General features: G+C 42.0%; 20 protein-coding genes and 1 pseudogene. 13 read left to right on the forward strand and 8 right to left on the reverse strand.

What is annotated here, in order from left to right; translation table 11 throughout:
• The first annotated feature begins 90 nt into the window (after nucleotides 1-90).
• On the forward strand, nucleotides 91-426 hold the full coding sequence (locus tag BXO87_RS05230) for a DUF3902 family protein (RefSeq protein WP_021493426.1): 336 nt from the start codon (nucleotides 91-93) through the stop codon (nucleotides 424-426).
• A 128-nt stretch (nucleotides 427-554) separates the two neighbouring features.
• Entirely contained in the window at nucleotides 555-1,034 is a 480-nt protein-coding gene (locus tag BXO87_RS05235; protein ID WP_038463928.1) for a DUF4944 domain-containing protein, read from the forward strand.
• Between the two features lie 46 nt (nucleotides 1,035-1,080).
• On the opposite strand, the gene BXO87_RS05240 is transcribed toward BXO87_RS05235, so the two are convergent.
• Nucleotides 1,081-1,308 (reverse strand): hypothetical protein, encoded by a 228-nt coding sequence (locus BXO87_RS05240; RefSeq protein ID WP_038463931.1) that lies wholly within the window; start codon nucleotides 1,306-1,308, stop codon nucleotides 1,081-1,083.
• Nucleotides 1,309-1,593: 285 nt separating this feature from the next.
• Here BXO87_RS05240 and BXO87_RS05245 point away from each other — a divergent pair, with 285 nt between their 5' ends.
• The 3 genes from BXO87_RS05245 (at nucleotide 1,594) to BXO87_RS05255 (ending at nucleotide 4,341) form a co-directional block, all read left to right on the forward strand.
• Entirely contained in the window at nucleotides 1,594-2,214 is a 621-nt protein-coding gene (locus BXO87_RS05245) for a DUF3885 domain-containing protein (protein WP_038463934.1), read from the forward strand.
• 225 nt (nucleotides 2,215-2,439) lie between these two features.
• On the forward strand, nucleotides 2,440-3,513 hold the full coding sequence (locus tag BXO87_RS05250) for an LLM class flavin-dependent oxidoreductase (protein ID WP_032875031.1): 1,074 nt from the start codon (nucleotides 2,440-2,442) through the stop codon (nucleotides 3,511-3,513).
• A 207-nt stretch (nucleotides 3,514-3,720) separates the two neighbouring features.
• The gene (locus BXO87_RS05255) at nucleotides 3,721-4,341 is read left to right on the forward strand and encodes a lytic polysaccharide monooxygenase auxiliary activity family 9 protein (RefSeq protein WP_003154023.1); all 621 of its coding nucleotides are present in this window, start codon (nucleotides 3,721-3,723) and stop codon (nucleotides 4,339-4,341) included.
• A gap of 164 nt (nucleotides 4,342-4,505) precedes the next feature.
• Here the strand turns inward: BXO87_RS05255 and BXO87_RS05260 are convergent, their stop codons facing one another.
• From BXO87_RS05260 to BXO87_RS05270, 4 genes are all read right to left on the reverse strand, one after another.
• Entirely contained in the window at nucleotides 4,506-4,604 is a 99-nt protein-coding gene (locus BXO87_RS05260) for a YjcZ family sporulation protein (protein WP_003154022.1), read from the reverse strand.
• 748 nt (nucleotides 4,605-5,352) lie between these two features.
• Nucleotides 5,353-5,889: a hypothetical protein gene (locus tag BXO87_RS05265; protein WP_038458119.1), complete on the reverse strand. Its 537-nt coding sequence runs from the start codon at nucleotides 5,887-5,889 to the stop codon at nucleotides 5,353-5,355.
• 284 nt (nucleotides 5,890-6,173) lie between these two features.
• Nucleotides 6,174-6,320: a hypothetical protein gene (locus BXO87_RS20795; RefSeq protein ID WP_162472287.1), complete on the reverse strand. Its 147-nt coding sequence runs from the start codon at nucleotides 6,318-6,320 to the stop codon at nucleotides 6,174-6,176.
• Between the two features lie 168 nt (nucleotides 6,321-6,488).
• A complete protein-coding gene (locus tag BXO87_RS05270; protein ID WP_076851239.1) occupies nucleotides 6,489-8,906 on the reverse strand; it encodes a peptidase G2 autoproteolytic cleavage domain-containing protein in 2,418 nt (805 codons plus the stop codon).
• Between the two features lie 378 nt (nucleotides 8,907-9,284).
• On the opposite strand from BXO87_RS05270, the gene BXO87_RS05275 reads away from it, so the two are divergent.
• Nucleotides 9,285-9,719 carry a dUTP diphosphatase gene (locus BXO87_RS05275; protein WP_038458124.1) on the forward strand — a complete coding sequence of 145 codons (435 nt, stop codon included), beginning with the start codon at nucleotides 9,285-9,287 and terminating at the stop codon, nucleotides 9,717-9,719.
• A gap of 87 nt (nucleotides 9,720-9,806) precedes the next feature.
• Here the strand turns inward: BXO87_RS05275 and BXO87_RS20975 are convergent.
• Nucleotides 9,807-9,912, reverse strand: a pseudogene (locus BXO87_RS20975) (DUF4177 domain-containing protein); the annotation flags it as partial.
• Nucleotides 9,913-10,124: 212 nt separating this feature from the next.
• Between BXO87_RS20975 and BXO87_RS05280 the strand changes: the two are divergent.
• The 3 genes from BXO87_RS05280 to BXO87_RS05285 all read left to right on the forward strand — a co-directional run bounded on the left by BXO87_RS05280 (nucleotide 10,125) and on the right by BXO87_RS05285 (nucleotide 12,021).
• Nucleotides 10,125-10,946 carry a poly-gamma-glutamate hydrolase family protein gene (locus BXO87_RS05280; RefSeq protein ID WP_032875039.1) on the forward strand — a complete coding sequence of 274 codons (822 nt, stop codon included), beginning with the start codon at nucleotides 10,125-10,127 and terminating at the stop codon, nucleotides 10,944-10,946.
• A gap of 108 nt (nucleotides 10,947-11,054) precedes the next feature.
• Nucleotides 11,055-11,204, forward strand: coding sequence for a hypothetical protein (locus BXO87_RS20800; protein WP_007410334.1), 150 nt, complete (start codon nucleotides 11,055-11,057; stop codon nucleotides 11,202-11,204).
• Nucleotides 11,191-12,021 carry a prohibitin family protein gene (locus tag BXO87_RS05285; protein ID WP_007611716.1) on the forward strand — a complete coding sequence of 277 codons (831 nt, stop codon included), beginning with the start codon at nucleotides 11,191-11,193 and terminating at the stop codon, nucleotides 12,019-12,021. The genes BXO87_RS20800 and BXO87_RS05285 overlap by 14 nt, the downstream gene beginning before the upstream one ends.
• A gap of 27 nt (nucleotides 12,022-12,048) precedes the next feature.
• Here the strand turns inward: BXO87_RS05285 and BXO87_RS05290 are convergent, their stop codons facing one another.
• Nucleotides 12,049-12,498, reverse strand: a complete 450-nt coding sequence (locus BXO87_RS05290) for a YndM family protein (RefSeq protein ID WP_003154009.1) — start codon at nucleotides 12,496-12,498, stop codon at nucleotides 12,049-12,051.
• A gap of 153 nt (nucleotides 12,499-12,651) precedes the next feature.
• On the opposite strand from BXO87_RS05290, the gene BXO87_RS05295 reads away from it, so the two are divergent.
• Nucleotides 12,652-13,080, forward strand: a complete 429-nt coding sequence (locus tag BXO87_RS05295) for a hypothetical protein (protein ID WP_038458127.1) — start codon at nucleotides 12,652-12,654, stop codon at nucleotides 13,078-13,080.
• A 338-nt stretch (nucleotides 13,081-13,418) separates the two neighbouring features.
• On the opposite strand, the gene lexA is transcribed toward BXO87_RS05295, so the two are convergent.
• Entirely contained in the window at nucleotides 13,419-14,039 is a 621-nt protein-coding gene (gene lexA, locus BXO87_RS05300; RefSeq protein ID WP_007611720.1) for a transcriptional repressor LexA, read from the reverse strand.
• A 156-nt stretch (nucleotides 14,040-14,195) separates the two neighbouring features.
• Between lexA and yneA the strand changes: the two genes are divergently transcribed.
• The 3 genes from yneA to BXO87_RS05315 all read left to right on the forward strand — a co-directional run bounded on the left by yneA (nucleotide 14,196) and on the right by BXO87_RS05315 (nucleotide 15,475).
• Entirely contained in the window at nucleotides 14,196-14,507 is a 312-nt protein-coding gene (yneA, locus tag BXO87_RS05305; RefSeq protein ID WP_003154001.1) for a cell division suppressor protein YneA, read from the forward strand.
• A 15-nt stretch (nucleotides 14,508-14,522) separates the two neighbouring features.
• The gene (locus BXO87_RS05310; RefSeq protein ID WP_007611724.1) at nucleotides 14,523-15,173 is read left to right on the forward strand and encodes a YneB family resolvase-like protein; all 651 of its coding nucleotides are present in this window, start codon (nucleotides 14,523-14,525) and stop codon (nucleotides 15,171-15,173) included.
• Nucleotides 15,174-15,241: 68 nt separating this feature from the next.
• The gene (locus tag BXO87_RS05315; protein WP_003153997.1) at nucleotides 15,242-15,475 is read left to right on the forward strand and encodes a DUF896 domain-containing protein; all 234 of its coding nucleotides are present in this window, start codon (nucleotides 15,242-15,244) and stop codon (nucleotides 15,473-15,475) included.
• Nucleotides 15,476-15,612 lie beyond the last annotated feature (137 nt).

Below are 15,612 nucleotides of genomic sequence, written 5' to 3' on the forward strand. Positions count from 1 at the left end.
TGTTTTAGTAAACATATTTAAAAACGAAATAAGAATTAAAATATGCAGACAAAGCGGCGAAGCATATCGCATAAAGGTGTTATCAGATGTATGACCGTGCCTAAAAATAAAACTTATGAAGAAAGGAACTCTAACTTGAAATCAAATTTAGTTTCGTTTCTATTAGCATTGTCAGGATTTATATTCAGTATTTATATGCAGTCAATGGCTTACTGGAGCAATGACTCTATGTTGTGGTATTGGGTCGGTGCGGTTTTGTCGTATCTATTTGCTGCAGGATCAGTGGTTACTCTGATTCTTAACAAAAACAAAGACTCAATTCTAACAATAAGTTGTCTCTTTTTAATGATTGTAACCGTTATGCTTATTTTAGTCACAACTTTTTGGACGACTTTTATCATTATTGCATGGCAATCTGGGATGTGAGGCTAAGGGGAATATGATCTTCTTAGTATTTTTTTATTCCTGGGATTAGAATCCCTTTTTATTATTCTTTCAAATTAAATGTAACAATTCTAATATTCATACGTTCTAAATGATAAAGGCGGGATGTCATGAAAAAACGTAAAGTCATTAAAACATTGCTGGTTATTATCACTGTTCTCATAATAGCAGCCGGATGTGCACTGTTTTCTTTAATTTCAGGAGAAAAAGTTAAATATATCGGCTATAGCCAAAGCAAGACGTGGGAAGCGTCAATCGAAAAATCAGGCAAGACCTCTATCGGCCCTAACTATTTCTTGAATTTGTATTACAGAGGTAATAAAGTGAATGAAAAGAACACGGTGATTAAGAGATTAACATTATTTGTTGACGGCCGGAAATATGGTGAAGATAAAGACTATCATCTTTCAGAATACACCGGAGAGAAATTAGAAGGCGGCGGAACGGGAGAAGACCATATTCAGACGTTTGAATATATGCCGGAAAATGAAGTGATCGGTCATGAAATCACTGTTGAAGCAGTATGGAAAACCGCTCATGAGTCCTATTCAGAAAAATTCAACCTGAAAAGAACGCATTGGTATGACTGAAAGAATAAAAAGAGGGCGGTATAACCCTCTTTTTGACGCGGAGCCTTTATTTTTGTCTGTTTTTCCTCGATTTGCTGAAGTCGATAAAAGAGGCATTGGAGCCGATAAAATTACTTACTAAGACATACATAAAGAAACCATCAACAGCTCCCTGCCGGCGTCCGTTAAAAAGAATGGATAATGAGATAAGCAATACAGCCGCAAGCAAGTCTGCAGCCAGACCTATTTTACGGTGAGACTGAAAATATGCTCTTAATCTTCTGATGTTATTCAAAGCTGACACCTCTTGATGCTTATGTATAAGAAAATAATACCATTGAAATATATGTAATATAAATGAATAAGGTTGGAAACGGAGGTGTCAAAATTTGGGGCGATCTTGTGTAAAAGAAAGGATCAGGATGAATGTGACCAGCATCCACCCTGATCAATGGGGTTCACAGTGTTCTATTTCATTGTATTCCAATCGGAATAATATAACAAGGGTGAAAAAGAAATAAGCGGAATGTTTTCGGCTTCTTCTGCTTCTGGAACGGGAAAAGGAAAGTGAGATGTTTGAATGAAAATAAATGATTATCTGAAGGAAAGGTTTCCGACTTTAAAATTAGTGCCCGGCATTTATCATCAATGGGACGTGGGAATTCATTTTTCTCTCGGCGGCAATATGTATCAATTTAATGAAAGTGCTGCTTTGAATCTTGAGTATTTTCAGCTTGTTCATCATCAAACCGCCGCACTTTTCAATGAGCTGTTTGAACATAGCGATGACATGTTCCTTGTTGCCAACGTGTATAAGCACAAATCTCAAGGTCATCACGCGAGAAAATTAAAGGTTTATCAGCCGTTTCTGAAGTGTAAGGATGATTTATATCGGATTCAAGTGAAGACCTGTCCATGCCCGTTCGAAGAAGAATATGAAATGCAGCAGTTTTCTTTATTATGTAAACGGAAAGATCTGCGTATCCCCCAATTACTTAAGGCAGCCGTCCACGAAGATTTTCCGCTGAAACCAAGGTTCGGGGGCTGTTCCGTTGGGTATTCTGATGTTTTTTTTGTGAATATGACAAAAGATATTATTTTCTTTCTGTATGATGACAGAGGGTGTGAAGTCATTGCTCTTGATGCCGGAAGAATAGGAAAGCTTTATGATCAATATCACGATTGGATTGAATTGGACTGAAAATGAACACATGAATTCGAATCCGCTTGTGCCGGCTTTTTTCTTGCTTAGTCGGGCTGCATGAGTGTAATGGGCAGAATTGAAGGACGCCAGAAACTTTTTTTCCTCTCATACCGACCTTCTGCATGTTAAGCTTCTGTATTTATTTTGAACGAATTCCTATTTGTAAAACGGCTGAATAGAATAACATAAAAGCTTTTTTATACAGTGCAGGAGGAGAGAAATGTGAGGGCTGATCACCGTGATTGTATGGAAATTGGAATTTATTCATTTGCAGAATTATATCCCGATCCTCTGACAGGGAAAACAGTCAGCGCAAAGCAGCGGATAGACGAATTGATGAAGCTGGCGAAACTGGCTGACGACGCAGGGCTTGATGTATTCGGTGTAGGCGAGCATCATCGTCTTGATTATGCGGTATCTTCGCCGCCGGCCATCTTATCAGCGATTTCACAGATCACTGAAAATATTAAGCTGACCAGTGCCACGACTGTATTATCCACCGCAGATCCCGTCCGTTTATTTGAGGATTTTGCAACGCTTGATCTGATTTCAGACGGCCGGGCGGAAATCATTGCGGGACGGGGCGCATTTTTAGACTCGTTTCCCCTTTTCGGTTATGACGTAGGCCATTATAAAGAACTGTTTGAAGAACACATTGACCTCTTTTTAAAATTAAATTCCGGGGAAGAATCGGTTACCTGGAAAGGACGTTACCGGCCGCCGCTGCGCGAGGCAGAAATTTCTCCGCGGCCTTTTCGCGGAAGCATTCCGCTATGGTTAGGTGTTTCGGGGACTCCGGAAAGCGCAGAACGGGCCGGGCGTGCAGGCGCGGGTTTGGCATTAGCTGTACTGAGCGGTGATCCGATGTCATCTAAGCCGCTTGTTGACAAATACCGGGAAGCGGCTTCTAAAGCCGGTCATCCTCCGGAACATGTGAAGGTTGCGGTAACCGGACATATGTTCATTTCAAAAACGAATGAACAGGCAATACAAGAATTTTATCCGTATCATTCAAATTACTGGTCTCACGTTCATTCATATCACGGGATCGATGAGCCTTTAACGAAGGAAGATTTTGAGCGGGCGTCCGGAAAAGAAACAGCTTTATTTGTGGGAAGCTCACAGCAGATCATTGAAAAAATCATGCATCAATACGAGTTATTCGGACATCAGCGATTTCTCGCGCAAATCGATATAGGAGGTATGCCGTTTAAAAAAGCCGCGGAAAACATCGAACGATTAGCAGCGGAAGTAGCACCGGTTATCCGAAAAGAAACCGGCAAATCCAGCGAATGAAGTTCTGAGCAAAAGGGGCGGGCCGGTCAATCGCGGATTCGACAACAGAATCGGCCCGGCTTTTTCTTTATGATTATAAAAAACAAAGGGGAAAGCGCGAACCTCATTGCTTTTTCCTATCAAGAAAAGGAAGGTCATTTCATCCTCCATCGTGAAGTGTATATACCGAAAGGTTTTTATTAACAAAAGAGGGAGGATGATGAAGTAATGAAGGGTTTAGTCAAAGCTGCAGTTTTAACTGTTACTCTTGGTATTGGAGGCGCTTTCTATTCAAGTGATGCATCTGCGCACGGGTATATAAAAGAGCCCGTCAGCAGAGCGTACATGGGAGCATTAGAGAAACAAACATTGGGCTGGACGGCCGCTGCGCAGAAATATGGCTCCGTCATTGATAATCCTCAGTCTGTAGAAGGGCCGAAAGGATTTCCGGCTGCAGGTCCGCCGGATGGAAGAATTGCGTCTGCAAATGGAGGATCGGGACAAATTGACTTCGGTTTAGACAAGCAGACTGCAGATTATTGGGTAAAACAAAACATCCGCGGCGGTTTTAACACCTTTACTTGGTACTACACGGCCCCTCATGCGACATCAAAGTGGCACTATTATATCACCAAGAAAAACTGGAATCCGAATAAACCTTTGTCAAGAGATGAATTCGAATTAATCGGAACGGTAAACCACGACGGTTCCAAGGCAGATACGAATCTGACTCATAAGATTTTTGTGCCGACTGATCGAAGCGGGTATCATGTTATTTTAGGGGTATGGGACGTTGCGGATACTTCCAATGCCTTCTATAACGTCATCGATGTAAACCTTACACAATAATCTATGAATTACTGATCGGCTGCATGTTGATACATCGGCCGATCTTTTTAGTTTTAATGTGTGAATGAAAAGGGGAGAAACAGCAGAGCGCCATAAACATTTCATTTATGGCGCCGTACGATCATGGAGGTGCTGCTGACATGGATGCGGAGGTAAGAGGATTCTTAATAACCGCCGAGGAAAGAAGCCCCAACGATGATTAATAAAATGAATAGCACCACGATTAACGCAAAGGAGCTACCATAACCACCTGAGAATCCCATATAATCTCACCTCCTAAAGAGGATTAATACATATTATGCCGAAATGTAAAGTTTGATAGGGATGCTAGTTTACTTTTTGAAAAAAGGTTTTTTAGTCTATATTTCCTTTACATGACCATCCGTTAAAATGAGTAAAAGGAGGCATCGTACTGCTTCCTGTAATAGAGACGGGTAGGCTCATACATTGAGAAGTTGCGAAGAGAATGCGCAGGTGGCTTGTTTTAAAAAAAATGAAAAGTAACAAGCTATTAGGATTGAAACCTTTTGGTTGGTTTCAAGAGCAGAAGCATGAAAAAAGGGAATGCGAGAAGGAATAGAGAAAAAAGATGCGAAGGGCATAATCGGAACCATGTATCAAAACGGACTGCCTGATGATATACGCGTTTACTCCATTCTGAATGGGAACGTTAACGATCTAAATAGAAGAACTTCAAGTGTTCTGCGGTAAATAAAAAAAGCCGATGAAGGCTTAACATTGATTCGAAGCCATAAAGCATTTTTTTGCTGCGCTTTCTGCAGACGGAGTTTGATTGTAAGAAACGATTCCGATAATCACTAACAAGATGATGAACACCAATATGCTCCACAACATTATTTTTAAAGACTTTGACATGGCATACCCTCACTTTGAAAGACTTTACCGGGGCTGCGTTCGGAGCCCGCACTTCAAGTATAGTCGTTATAACGGTGAAAAATGTGCAGTCCAGTTAAAAAAAACTTGCGGGCGCTCCCGCAAGTTTTCTCCGTATTAAGGTCTGTGAAATTCAATATGCTGATTATCACGATCGAACCACCCTCTGAAAGCCCAATTGATCCAGCCCCCGTCTCCTTTGTTATCGAAGGACCCGTCTTCGAAGACCCAGATTCCGTAAGTAATACCGTCATAAACGGCTGATCCGTAAAATTGAACGCCGTTAAAGCGGTCTTCATATTCTTGATTTAAATTGAACACCATGACGTTGTACTTCTGTCCTGATGCGTAAAATGTTGTTTCCATAACATTTTTTACCCAGCCGGTTCGGTTTTGATCTGACTTAATCGCTTCAGCAATGCGATCTGAGATTCCGAGAACATCTACGTTTACGTTCAGCCCGGCATCAACACCTGCTGCTTTTACGTTTTGGTCTGCTGTTTGGGATAATTTACTTTCTAACGGATTTGCAACGGGTGAAACGTGAGGCGCGTTTGCGTGTTCAGACTGACTGGCTGCTGAGGCACTGGCTGTGAAAGGAATTGTTAGAGATAAAGCTAAGCATGATCCGACTACCGTTCTGGCGATTTTCATGGCTATGACCTCCTGAGGAAATTTTTAAAAATTGTTGCAAATTCATGGTACCGCAGAAAAATTGACCAAGCAAAGAGTAGATTTTCTCAAAAGTCATGTCATTCTATTTGTGTTGTTTTCTGTAAATGAAATACTTTTAATTACGCGAAAAGGGAAGAAATAATAGAGTCTTTTTATGTATTGTGATAGGATGACCGGATTTTGGGTGAAAATAGCCCGGAGAAACGCCATAATAAGAAAAACACCCGGAGTTTACCGGGTGTAAAAAGTGTTGATATGTCAAGTTAGCAGCATTTTTTACATTTTCTTTTATAAACAACGATGTAATCATAATCAAGATGCTTTTTATCTTGTTTCTTCTTTTTTTGTTTAGGCTGCTTTGGGTGGTGATCATAATGTCCGTTCATATCCATGTCCATACCCATATCCATACTCATATTCCTCCTTTTTTCATCTGACGGTAGTATTCTATGACAGAAAGCATGGATGGCTTGGACAAATGAAACGGTATGCTGAAAAAGAGGCATCTCATTCGGTATAAAAAAAAGGATCATACCCGCCCGATAGAAAAGAGAGGAGATGATCCTGATATTGAGACCCTATTTGATAACCGCAATTGCAATGCCGTACCCTTTTTCAGAACTGTATAAGGCTGTCAGTTTCAATACCTTCCAGCCTTCCGCGGCTTTAGTTCCGATGCCGTTATGGGCCGTGATATAATCTCCCGGGCTGACCGTACCGTCGACCCGTACGTAATGCCGGCCGTTGAGTCCGACAATGTGCCATTCGTCTCTGGCCGCGCGTGCTTCATAGTCAGCTTCAAGAGCCGGACTGCAGTCCGGGTTTTGTTTCGGCACGCGTACCGTTTCTCCTGTTTCTTCGTCAGTCACATTCTCGTATATGAAACCGCCGAACTCATTTGTCAAAAAGCGGCTTTGCCATCCGAAGCTTGCGGCTCCTGAGATAAAAGCGGCTGTTTCTGAAATGACGCCGAGCATGTAATCACCGACGTGAGCCGGTTCAATTTTTTCGCCTTTCACTGTGACGATCGTCCCGGCGGGAATTGTCTGGCCGGTTACACTTTCAAAATATTCTCCGTACCCTGACAGGGAAGAGGTGACAGCTCCGGCGAACGTACCGTGGCCGCCCGCTGAATCCAGTTTCCATTTGATGGACTGATGCCCTCCGGCAACCGTGTATGGTTCTTCCAATGTAATGCTTTCTGATGACAGAATCGTTCTGGAGACTTTGCTGCCCGTAATATGGACATTGTTTGAAGCGGCGATAAATGCCCTTGAACCTTCAGAACTTGAACCTCCGGAAGAGCTGATGATCGCATTTCTGTCACCTCTGGCCGTAATATCGCCTGTTCCCGCAATAACGGCGCTTGTCGGGTTGAATGCAAAACCGGAGCTGGTCGCGAGCTGTGCGCCTCCCTTTAAATTGACGGGGATCTGCTCATAAGTCTGTCCTTTTATAGATGCGGCCGCGCTGTAACCTTCCGCTTGCACCCCGAGAATGACGGCCTGACTGTTAGGGGACGTAATTCCGACGGAACCGCCGTCTCCGATCATCGTACCGTTCATAATATTTACGTTATATTGGCCTCCGCCGATTGAGATGCCTTTAGGAGAAGACTTGTATATATCAAAATTTAAAATTTTAACATAATCGGTTTTATTTGATCCGCCGGATATATTGATGTCAACACCTGCTTGTGTAAAGCCGCGTATTTTAATGCCGTTGATCGTAATATTTTGACTGCGGTATTGAAGAGCCACGACTGGATTCCCGCCATAGTCGTATGAGGGATCACCAATAGCTGTGAATCCGTTTACATTAACGTTTTTATAGGCAGAGATGACCAGCGCCCTCGGGGTCACACCGTCATAGAGAGCATTGAATACCGGTTCAATCGCGGTGCAATCGGTTAAAGTAACATCATAAGCCGTCGTGCTTTCGGGGTCTGAGGCCTGATGATGGCCGATATGACGAATATCAAATGAACGTACATCACGATACGAAACATGACCGATAATATGAACATTTTGAGAAGCCGGCCACAGGCTGTGCGCCTTTACCTCAATCCCGCGGATATTTCCGCTCGTATAGTTATTTAAAAGCCATACATGTTTAGAGCCGTCGTCAATTTCAATGCCGTTCGAGTTTGCGCTGCCCTCAGCATGCTCTGTGCCGCGGGGGTTTCCGGAATGGCAGTTGGAAATGAAAATATACTCGCTGTAATGGGTGGTAATGCCGTCGTCTCCGGCGCCGTATGCCACACAGTTATCAATCCATATATATCGGCAGCCGTCTTTCGTCCATTCTGTTTCAGGCAAATGATCGTAAGTCGGAGATGTAATATCAATACCATGGAGACCCGCGTTAACCGTTTCAACATTCTTAATCCAGCCGTATTGCACATTAGCAAACGTTAAACAGCTGGAAAACTGTCCTCCGGGGTTCCTGACCCCGCATTGACGATCAGGATTCCAGTCTAAAGTCATGTTTTCCACAAAAATATTACGGTTTCCATTTTCGTAATCATCGTTAGTAATGACCCATTCGAATGCGGGAGTGTCCTCATGAAGCTTAAGCACGGTAATCCCTTGTCCCTCACCGGAAATGGTAGTCCATGAGGGGAGTTTTATCCCTTGAACCAAAAATTCTCCTGCGGGAACATTTACTTTGACCCGGCCGTTCCCGATCGCTCTCCGAAAAGCTTCCGTATTGTCCCGGCCGTCAGGGACCGCTCCGTAGTCCTCCACATTCACTTCCCGGGTGATTTTATTCATAAGCATTTCGTATTCGGTATCAAGCCGTTCTTTTAAAAGTGAGGTGACCATTCCTTCCGCCGTCACCCGGGCATCTGCGATCTCAAGATTATCATCCGTTGCGGAATGCTTAATAAAATTCTGCATCCTTGCTTTGAGATGCTCCAATTCAGAGGGCTGTGCAGGGCGAGACTGCAATGGGGCGTTTAAAGACGGATCAGGAAAGTTTTTAAATTGAACCATTCTAAAGACACCTCTTTCTTTTGATATAAGCGCCTGAGGCAGGGGACAGAAAAGAGTCGTGCGCCCTTTAAGCGCTTATTCTTCAAATTCTTTATTCAGAACGAAATTCCTTTTGAAACCAAGGTGAAATTTTAAAAAAGCTCTGTTGAAAGAACGGATATAAAGCTTTGTATTATTGTAATTGAAGCTGTCATGTGAAAATGGAGGAAAAACTGATAGGAGGGGCCCTCATTTTAGGTTTATTCTCATTGGCTTCGCAGTGCTTCCTCTTCGGTTGCATATACACCAAAATCAACATTCTTATCAGTTAAATGGTATAATGGGGCACGGATTGGTCATCAATACGACTGAAATAGGGAAGCAAAAGGAGCAGCGAACATGACTTTACAAATCAAAATTAAATATTCAGATGATACGCAAACGAGAATCAGTAAAATTGAACAGGGCGATTGGATTGATCTGCGGGCAGCTGAAGATATAACAATCAAAAAAGGTGAATTCAAACTTATCCCGCTTGGAGTTGCGATGGAACTGCCGGAAGGATATGAGGCCCATGTCGTTCCGCGTTCAAGTACATATAAGCATTTCGGTATCATTCAGACAAATTCAATGGGAGTCATTGATGAATCTTATAATGGCGACAATGACTTCTGGTTTTTTCCTGCATTCGCGCTTCGGGATACCGACATTTCCAAGGGGGAGCGGATCTGCCAATTCAGAATCATGAAGAAAATGCCTGAAGTGGAGCTGATCGAAGTAGACAAGCTCGGGAACAATGACCGCGGCGGACTGGGATCAACAGGCACGAAATAAAACGAAAAAAGACTGCTTAACAGCAGTCTTTTTTTATGGAAACAGCAGTTACATTCAGTTTGTTTAGGGGGTTCTTGAATTGGGAAATCATACGTCACGTTCGAAATTGACTTCGAAATTCGGCCACTCCGTAACCGTTTATGCCGGGAGCAAATATTTGAGTCGGACGCCAGCCCAGCTCAGCATATTGATAAAATGATTTCCCAGCAGTCTTCACTCTCCTCCAAAACTAAGGAGAAGTGTTTCATTTTTATCATTTAAGCTTTCCGTCTCTTTGACAGAAAGACTTTTTTAAGTTAAAGGATAGAGGTTGTTTTGATGTTTTTATTCTTCAAGATGAACGGAGGTTTTGTCCAACGTATATAATATTGTGACAAAAGTGTAAACAAAAGAAAGGATGATGTTATGGCAAAAAGGGTTAGAAGAGTAGAGCGTAAAGCAGCTGGCAAAGAGGCAGAGCAGAAGAAACCGTCCAAAGTCACCCTGTTCTGCCGTTCGCTTCAAAGGCTGAAGCATTTGTATTGTAACATAAACATACAAATGCCATCAATAACCAAAAAAGGAATTTTAGTTTTAATTTTACCGTTTTTGCTCCTGCCGTTCTTTCAGGCTAATGCCGCTTCAGATATTTACGGCGGTTTCGAGGAATTAAAGCTGAATGAAGATCCTTCCGATTTTTCCATTTCAACGCGAGAGCATGACCCTTCTGTCCTCATATTAGCTATACACGGCGGAGGCATAGAGCCGGGTACCAGTGAGTTATCGAGAGAAATTGCCGAAAACCGGAGTTTATATTTATTTGAAGGGTTAAAATCAGCCGGTAATGCGGCTCTGCATTTGACAAGTTCGCATTTCGACGAACCGAAGGCCGTGCAAATGGTGAAAGAGCACTCTAATGTCATTTCATTGCACGGTTACGGCAGTGACGATAAAAAGATAAAAATCGGCGGTACAGACAGAGAGCGGGCCGAACTTTTGACCGATGTGCTGAAACGGCACGGGTATCCTGCCGTTCTTCTTGGCATAAATGATAAATATGCAGGCGTCAGTCCGAACAACCTTGCCAATCAATCTTCATCCGGACTGAGTATTCAAATCGAAATGAGCACCGGCTTCAGAAAATCACTATTTGACACTTTTACGCTGAAAAGCAGAGCATCCACACAAAATGGAACCTTTTATCAATTCACAAAAACGATTTCTGATTTTATCAGTGACAATTATTAATAAGCACGCCTATTTTGCCGGCGGGGCTTTTTCTTTTGAAATTTATGAAACTTTAAGTTCTTAAGATCGTATACATAATTGACAGGATGAAAGAAAAGAGGTGGGCAAATGAAAGTGATGATCGGGTCTATCATTCTTCTTGTCATCATCGGATTCGGTTTATGGCTGATGCTTAGTCCAATCTTTAAACAAGTGGGAAGCGGAGCCAAAAAATTCAAAAAGTCATGGGAGGAAGAAGATCAGCATGAGCGAAAATAAGCGCGGAAACACAAAAAAAATTCTCGGCGGTGTGATTATAGGTGCAGCCCTTTTAATTGCGGGCGTTACAGCGTCACTATTCATTGAAAAAATACCGAACGGTTATGTCGGGGTTGTATACTCACCGAATGGCGGGGTAAAATCCGACACATTGGACCAAGGCTGGCACTTAGTCGGATTATTTAATAAAGTAACGGAATATCCGGTGCGTATGCAGACAGTGAATAATGAAAATATAAAAGTGGCAACCTCAGACGGTAAAAATATAGAAATGGATATCGCTTACAACTATGTCGTGCAGCCTGATAAAGTAGTCGATCTGTTTAACAAATTCGGCGCGGTAGACGTTGAAACGATTGAAAATACATATTTAAAAACAAGGCTGTGGGATGCAGCGCGAAAATCAATCAGCAAATACTCGGTTATTGACACATACGGGCAAAAATCTGCAGAAGCCGCTGCTGATGTCCAAAAACGGTTTGCTGATGATATGAAGAGTCTTGGATTTTTAATTGACGATCTGACGCTTGGCGTACCGAAGCCGGATAAAGCCACACAGGAAGCTATCGATGCAAGGGTGAAGTCTTCACAGGAACTTGAACGGACACAAACTGAAATTAAAATAGCCGAAGCCGAAGCGAAAAAGAAAAAAATTGAAGCGGAAGGGATCGCTGATTACAACCAAATCATAAAGAAATCAATGTCAGATGAAATGATCAAATATAAATGGATTGAAAAATGGGACGGAAAAACGCCGAAAGCGACAGGCACAGACTCACTGCTGCAGCTGCCGCTGGACGATCAGAAGCAAAAATAAAAAGAGAAGGAGGCGATTGCCTCCTTTTTATGTTTTTTCCTGTGGGTCTTTTTCCGGCACTAATTCTTCAGACGCCTCGGTTTGATAGCTCCATAGCGTGCTATCCGTCTCTGTTGTGTCCTGATAATCTTCGGGAAGTACATATTGCTGCAAATACCGGTGAAAAAATGCCTCAAAAACAGAAATGCAAAGTGCAGAGATAACCGATGCCGCGGCAGGCGAGACATTAAATCCGCCAATGTTCATAAGGAATATCCATAATATAATGAATGAAATTCCGAAATCAGCTGCAACGGCTGTGAAATTGCTTGTTCTCGGCAGAATCATGCAATCACCCGCAAAATAAGTGATTAAACTTAAGATCACTGTAATAAACAGAACGTTTAAAAAGGTTACTTGGTACATAAGATCCAGAACAATGTACAGTAAAGCAAGTGTGAGCGCCGTTTTAGAAGCGAAAGCAATTACGTGTTTCATTTGAACCACCTTCGTTATTTCGTTTAGTCTTCATTGTAAGCAATCCGCAAATTTTTAAACTGGTATATAGTGGTTATAAAGGATACGTTTTAATAAAATGTGAATAGACATCACAGGATTCACAAGTTAAAATATGTAAAAAGGGGGATGCAAATGAAAAAATACTGGATATGTATTGCTGTTTTTTTATTATGTTTTAGCGGAATACACTCAGCTAAAGCGGCTACCACTGAATTCGGATCAAAAACAAGCTTCACTTTGGAGGGAAATGCAAAAGAGTTTCATATTGAAAATCCGGGGGCTGTAGCTGCCGACGATTACTTTTTAGGATATAAGTTCACCATAATGAACAACTCTTCGTGCGGTTTAAGCATGAAACTCCAGCGGATGGCGCTGAACGGAAATTTTTATACATTAAGTTCTAAAAACTACAGCGGCAGCTGGTTAAACCTCAGTGCCCAGGATAAAAAATCAATTGATCCGTATCACAAATACAGGATTCTGGTTGAAAGTTCTTCAAACGTCTGTGGCCCCGTCTATATTAAAGGGTTATACGGTGTAGAATATTATCATTTTGATTGAAAATAGATACTCGCTAAAGGCAGCGGGTTTTTTTATATTCAGATATAACTTATCGTACTATGTACTAAATATTCATATATAAATTTTGATGCATCCGCCCACAGAAAAGATAAACAAAAGCAAATTCATCACGCACAAATATACAAAGTTGAAAAATGGATGAAAAGTTTCCTGAGGGAAACATTATTAGTTGACTTCAAAAGTGTGATGTCGGATAATAAGAATGTAAGTTTTTCCTCCTTAGCAGATTCGTTTCTTAAGCCAGGGCGAATCTGCTTTTTTTATACAAAAAAACCCCTTACAGAGGGGTTTTTTACGATAAATGAAGTTTAATAGAATTAATGTACGGCTCTGAATACGCCGATAACTTTCCCCAAAATGCTTACGTTTTGCAGGATAATCGGCTCCATCGTCGGATTTTCCGGCTGCAGCCGCACATAATTGTCTTCTTTATAGAAGCGCTTGACCGTCGCTTCATCATCTTCGGTCATAGCTACGACGATTTCTCCGTTATTGGCCGTGTTCTGCTGTTTGACAATGACGTAATCTTTGTCAAAAATGCCGGCGTCGATCATACTTTCTCCCATGATTTCTAACATAAAGACATGTTCGCCCGGAGGAACCATCCGGTCAGGAAGCGGAAAATACTCGTCGATATTTTCAACAGCCGTAATCGGAATACCCGCCGTCACTTTCCCGATGACCGGAACGTTTACGACCTGGCTTTTCGGAATTTGGACTTCTTCTTCATCCAATACCTCAATCGCCCTCGGTTTAGTAGGGTCCCGTCTGATCAGGCCTTTTGTCTCCAGCCGCGCCAAATGGCCGTGCACGGTTGAACTGGAAGCCAGTCCTACTGCTTCTCCTATCTCTCTTACAGAAGGCGGATATCCTTTCGTTTTTACCTCTTCTTTAATAAAACGCAGGATATCAAGCTGCCTTTTTGATAGCTTCGTCATATTTCGCACCTCAAAACGTCGATTTTAAGTAGATTATAGCATGATTTTCCTGACAGTACAAACATAGGTTCGAAAAAAACGATTGACAGAAACGTTTGTTCGTATATACTGAAAGGTATAAAAAGCGAACAAACATTCTTATCGGAGGTTGTTTACATGGCGAAAGAATCTATTATATTTGTCGGGCTGTTTACTGCAATTTTAAGTGCCGCTATTTTACTTGTCTCATGTGCGGGGAATGATCAGTCCCTCAGCCAATATGTTAAAATAAAGGTTCAGGACGGCGATACACTCTGGTCACTTGCGGATCATGTAGCAGAAAAGAAACACATTAATAAAGAAGATTTCATTGAGTGGGTGACGGAGAATAATCATCTCCAAACTGCTGATATAAAGCCCGGAGACGAACTTATTCTTCCGGTTAAGAAGAAGCATCCGGCCGTATATCAGCTGGCCATTGTCAATTAGAGAGGAAAGAGAGAAATGAAGGCGCTCATTTATGCCCGCGTAAGCACAAACAAAGAACAGCAGCAAACATCATTAAAAAGACAGGAAGAGGAGCTCAGTGAGATCGCTGCTGCAAACGGCATGGAAGTCGTGAAAGTCATTTCTGAGAAAGCCAGCGGTTACGAAATGGACCGCGACGGAGTATTTGAAATGCTTGATGAAATTAAAAAATCACATATTGACGCGATATTGGTGCAGGACGAAACGAGATTGGGAAGAGGAAACGCCAAGATTGCGCTTTTGCATTGTATTTACAGGGAGAATGTGAAAATATATACGACGGCTCATAAAGGTGAACTGGAGCTTTCTGAAGCTGATTCGATGGTACTCGAAATCGTCAGTATTGTTGAGGAATATCAAAGGAAAATTCACAATATGAAAATCCGGCGGGGAATGAAAAGAGCCGTGAAAAACGGCTACAAACCTGAACGGAATCTGAAAAACAGGCATGAAAACAGCGGAAAAGAAAAAAAAGAGGTTCCGGTTTCGGAAATTATCAGGCTGAGAGCCAACAAGCTTACCTTTGCAGAAATCGCAGCGACCTTAAGGGGCTTCGGCTACGATGTGTCCAAAGCCACGGTTCACCGGCGGTTTCAGGAATATATCGCAGACACAGAAGGCAGCTGACGCGCATCAGTTGTAAAAAAGACTGCGTTTTAGTAGTATATAATCAACACGCACCAAAGGAGCTTATTATGATTTCTAAAGAAAAAATTGCAAGAATTAACGAATTGGCTCAAAAAGCTAAATCAAACACGATAACGGATGAGGAAAAAGCTGAACAGCAAAAGCTTCGCCAGGAGTATTTGAAAGGATTCCGCTCCTCAATGAAAAATACGTTAAAGAGCGTAAAAGTGATTGATCCGGAAGGCAACGATGTCACCCCTGAAAAATTAAAAAGAGAACAACAGAAAAATAATCTTCATTAAACAGAAAGAATACGGCAATACGTATTCTTTTTTCGTATATACTAATATCAGGATGTGCTTTACGACAATTTTCAACAAGTTTATCTCAAATTTAAGCTGAAAGAGTTGAGAAAAAGTCAGCATCGCTTTATGATGAA

Origin of the sequence: Bacillus sp. GZB, assembly GCF_001975995.1 — a bacterium.
GTDB classification, from domain to species: Bacteria; Bacillota; Bacilli; order Bacillales; family Bacillaceae; genus Bacillus; species Bacillus velezensis.

Bases quoted from the DNA above. Each gene is read 5' to 3' on its own strand.
- BXO87_RS05310 (WP_007611724.1), top strand. From the start codon at position 14,523: ATGAAGGCGCTCATTTATGCCCGCGTAAGCACAAACAAAGAACAGCAG.
- BXO87_RS05245 (WP_038463934.1), top strand. From the start codon at position 1,594: ATGAAAATAAATGATTATCTGAAGGAAAGGTTTCCGACTTTAAAATTA.
- yneA (WP_003154001.1), top strand. From the start codon at position 14,196: ATGGCGAAAGAATCTATTATATTTGTCGGGCTGTTTACTGCAATTTTA.
- BXO87_RS05230 (WP_021493426.1), top strand. From the start codon at position 91: ATGACCGTGCCTAAAAATAAAACTTATGAAGAAAGGAACTCTAACTTG.
- BXO87_RS20800 (WP_007410334.1), top strand. From the start codon at position 11,055: ATGAAAGTGATGATCGGGTCTATCATTCTTCTTGTCATCATCGGATTC.
- BXO87_RS05315 (WP_003153997.1), top strand. From the start codon at position 15,242: ATGATTTCTAAAGAAAAAATTGCAAGAATTAACGAATTGGCTCAAAAA.
- BXO87_RS20795 (WP_162472287.1), bottom strand. From the start codon at position 6,320: ATGGATATGGGTATGGACATGGATATGAACGGACATTATGATCACCAC.
- BXO87_RS05275 (WP_038458124.1), top strand. From the start codon at position 9,285: ATGACTTTACAAATCAAAATTAAATATTCAGATGATACGCAAACGAGA.
- BXO87_RS05285 (WP_007611716.1), top strand. From the start codon at position 11,191: ATGAGCGAAAATAAGCGCGGAAACACAAAAAAAATTCTCGGCGGTGTG.
- BXO87_RS05265 (WP_038458119.1), bottom strand. From the start codon at position 5,889: ATGAAAATCGCCAGAACGGTAGTCGGATCATGCTTAGCTTTATCTCTA.
- lexA (WP_007611720.1), bottom strand. From the start codon at position 14,039: ATGACGAAGCTATCAAAAAGGCAGCTTGATATCCTGCGTTTTATTAAA.
- BXO87_RS05290 (WP_003154009.1), bottom strand. From the start codon at position 12,498: ATGAAACACGTAATTGCTTTCGCTTCTAAAACGGCGCTCACACTTGCT.
- BXO87_RS05270 (WP_076851239.1), bottom strand. From the start codon at position 8,906: ATGGTTCAATTTAAAAACTTTCCTGATCCGTCTTTAAACGCCCCATTG.
- BXO87_RS05255 (WP_003154023.1), top strand. From the start codon at position 3,721: ATGAAGGGTTTAGTCAAAGCTGCAGTTTTAACTGTTACTCTTGGTATT.
- BXO87_RS05295 (WP_038458127.1), top strand. From the start codon at position 12,652: ATGAAAAAATACTGGATATGTATTGCTGTTTTTTTATTATGTTTTAGC.
- BXO87_RS05260 (WP_003154022.1), bottom strand. From the start codon at position 4,604: ATGGGATTCTCAGGTGGTTATGGTAGCTCCTTTGCGTTAATCGTGGTG.
- BXO87_RS05235 (WP_038463928.1), top strand. From the start codon at position 555: ATGAAAAAACGTAAAGTCATTAAAACATTGCTGGTTATTATCACTGTT.
- BXO87_RS05280 (WP_032875039.1), top strand. From the start codon at position 10,125: ATGGCAAAAAGGGTTAGAAGAGTAGAGCGTAAAGCAGCTGGCAAAGAG.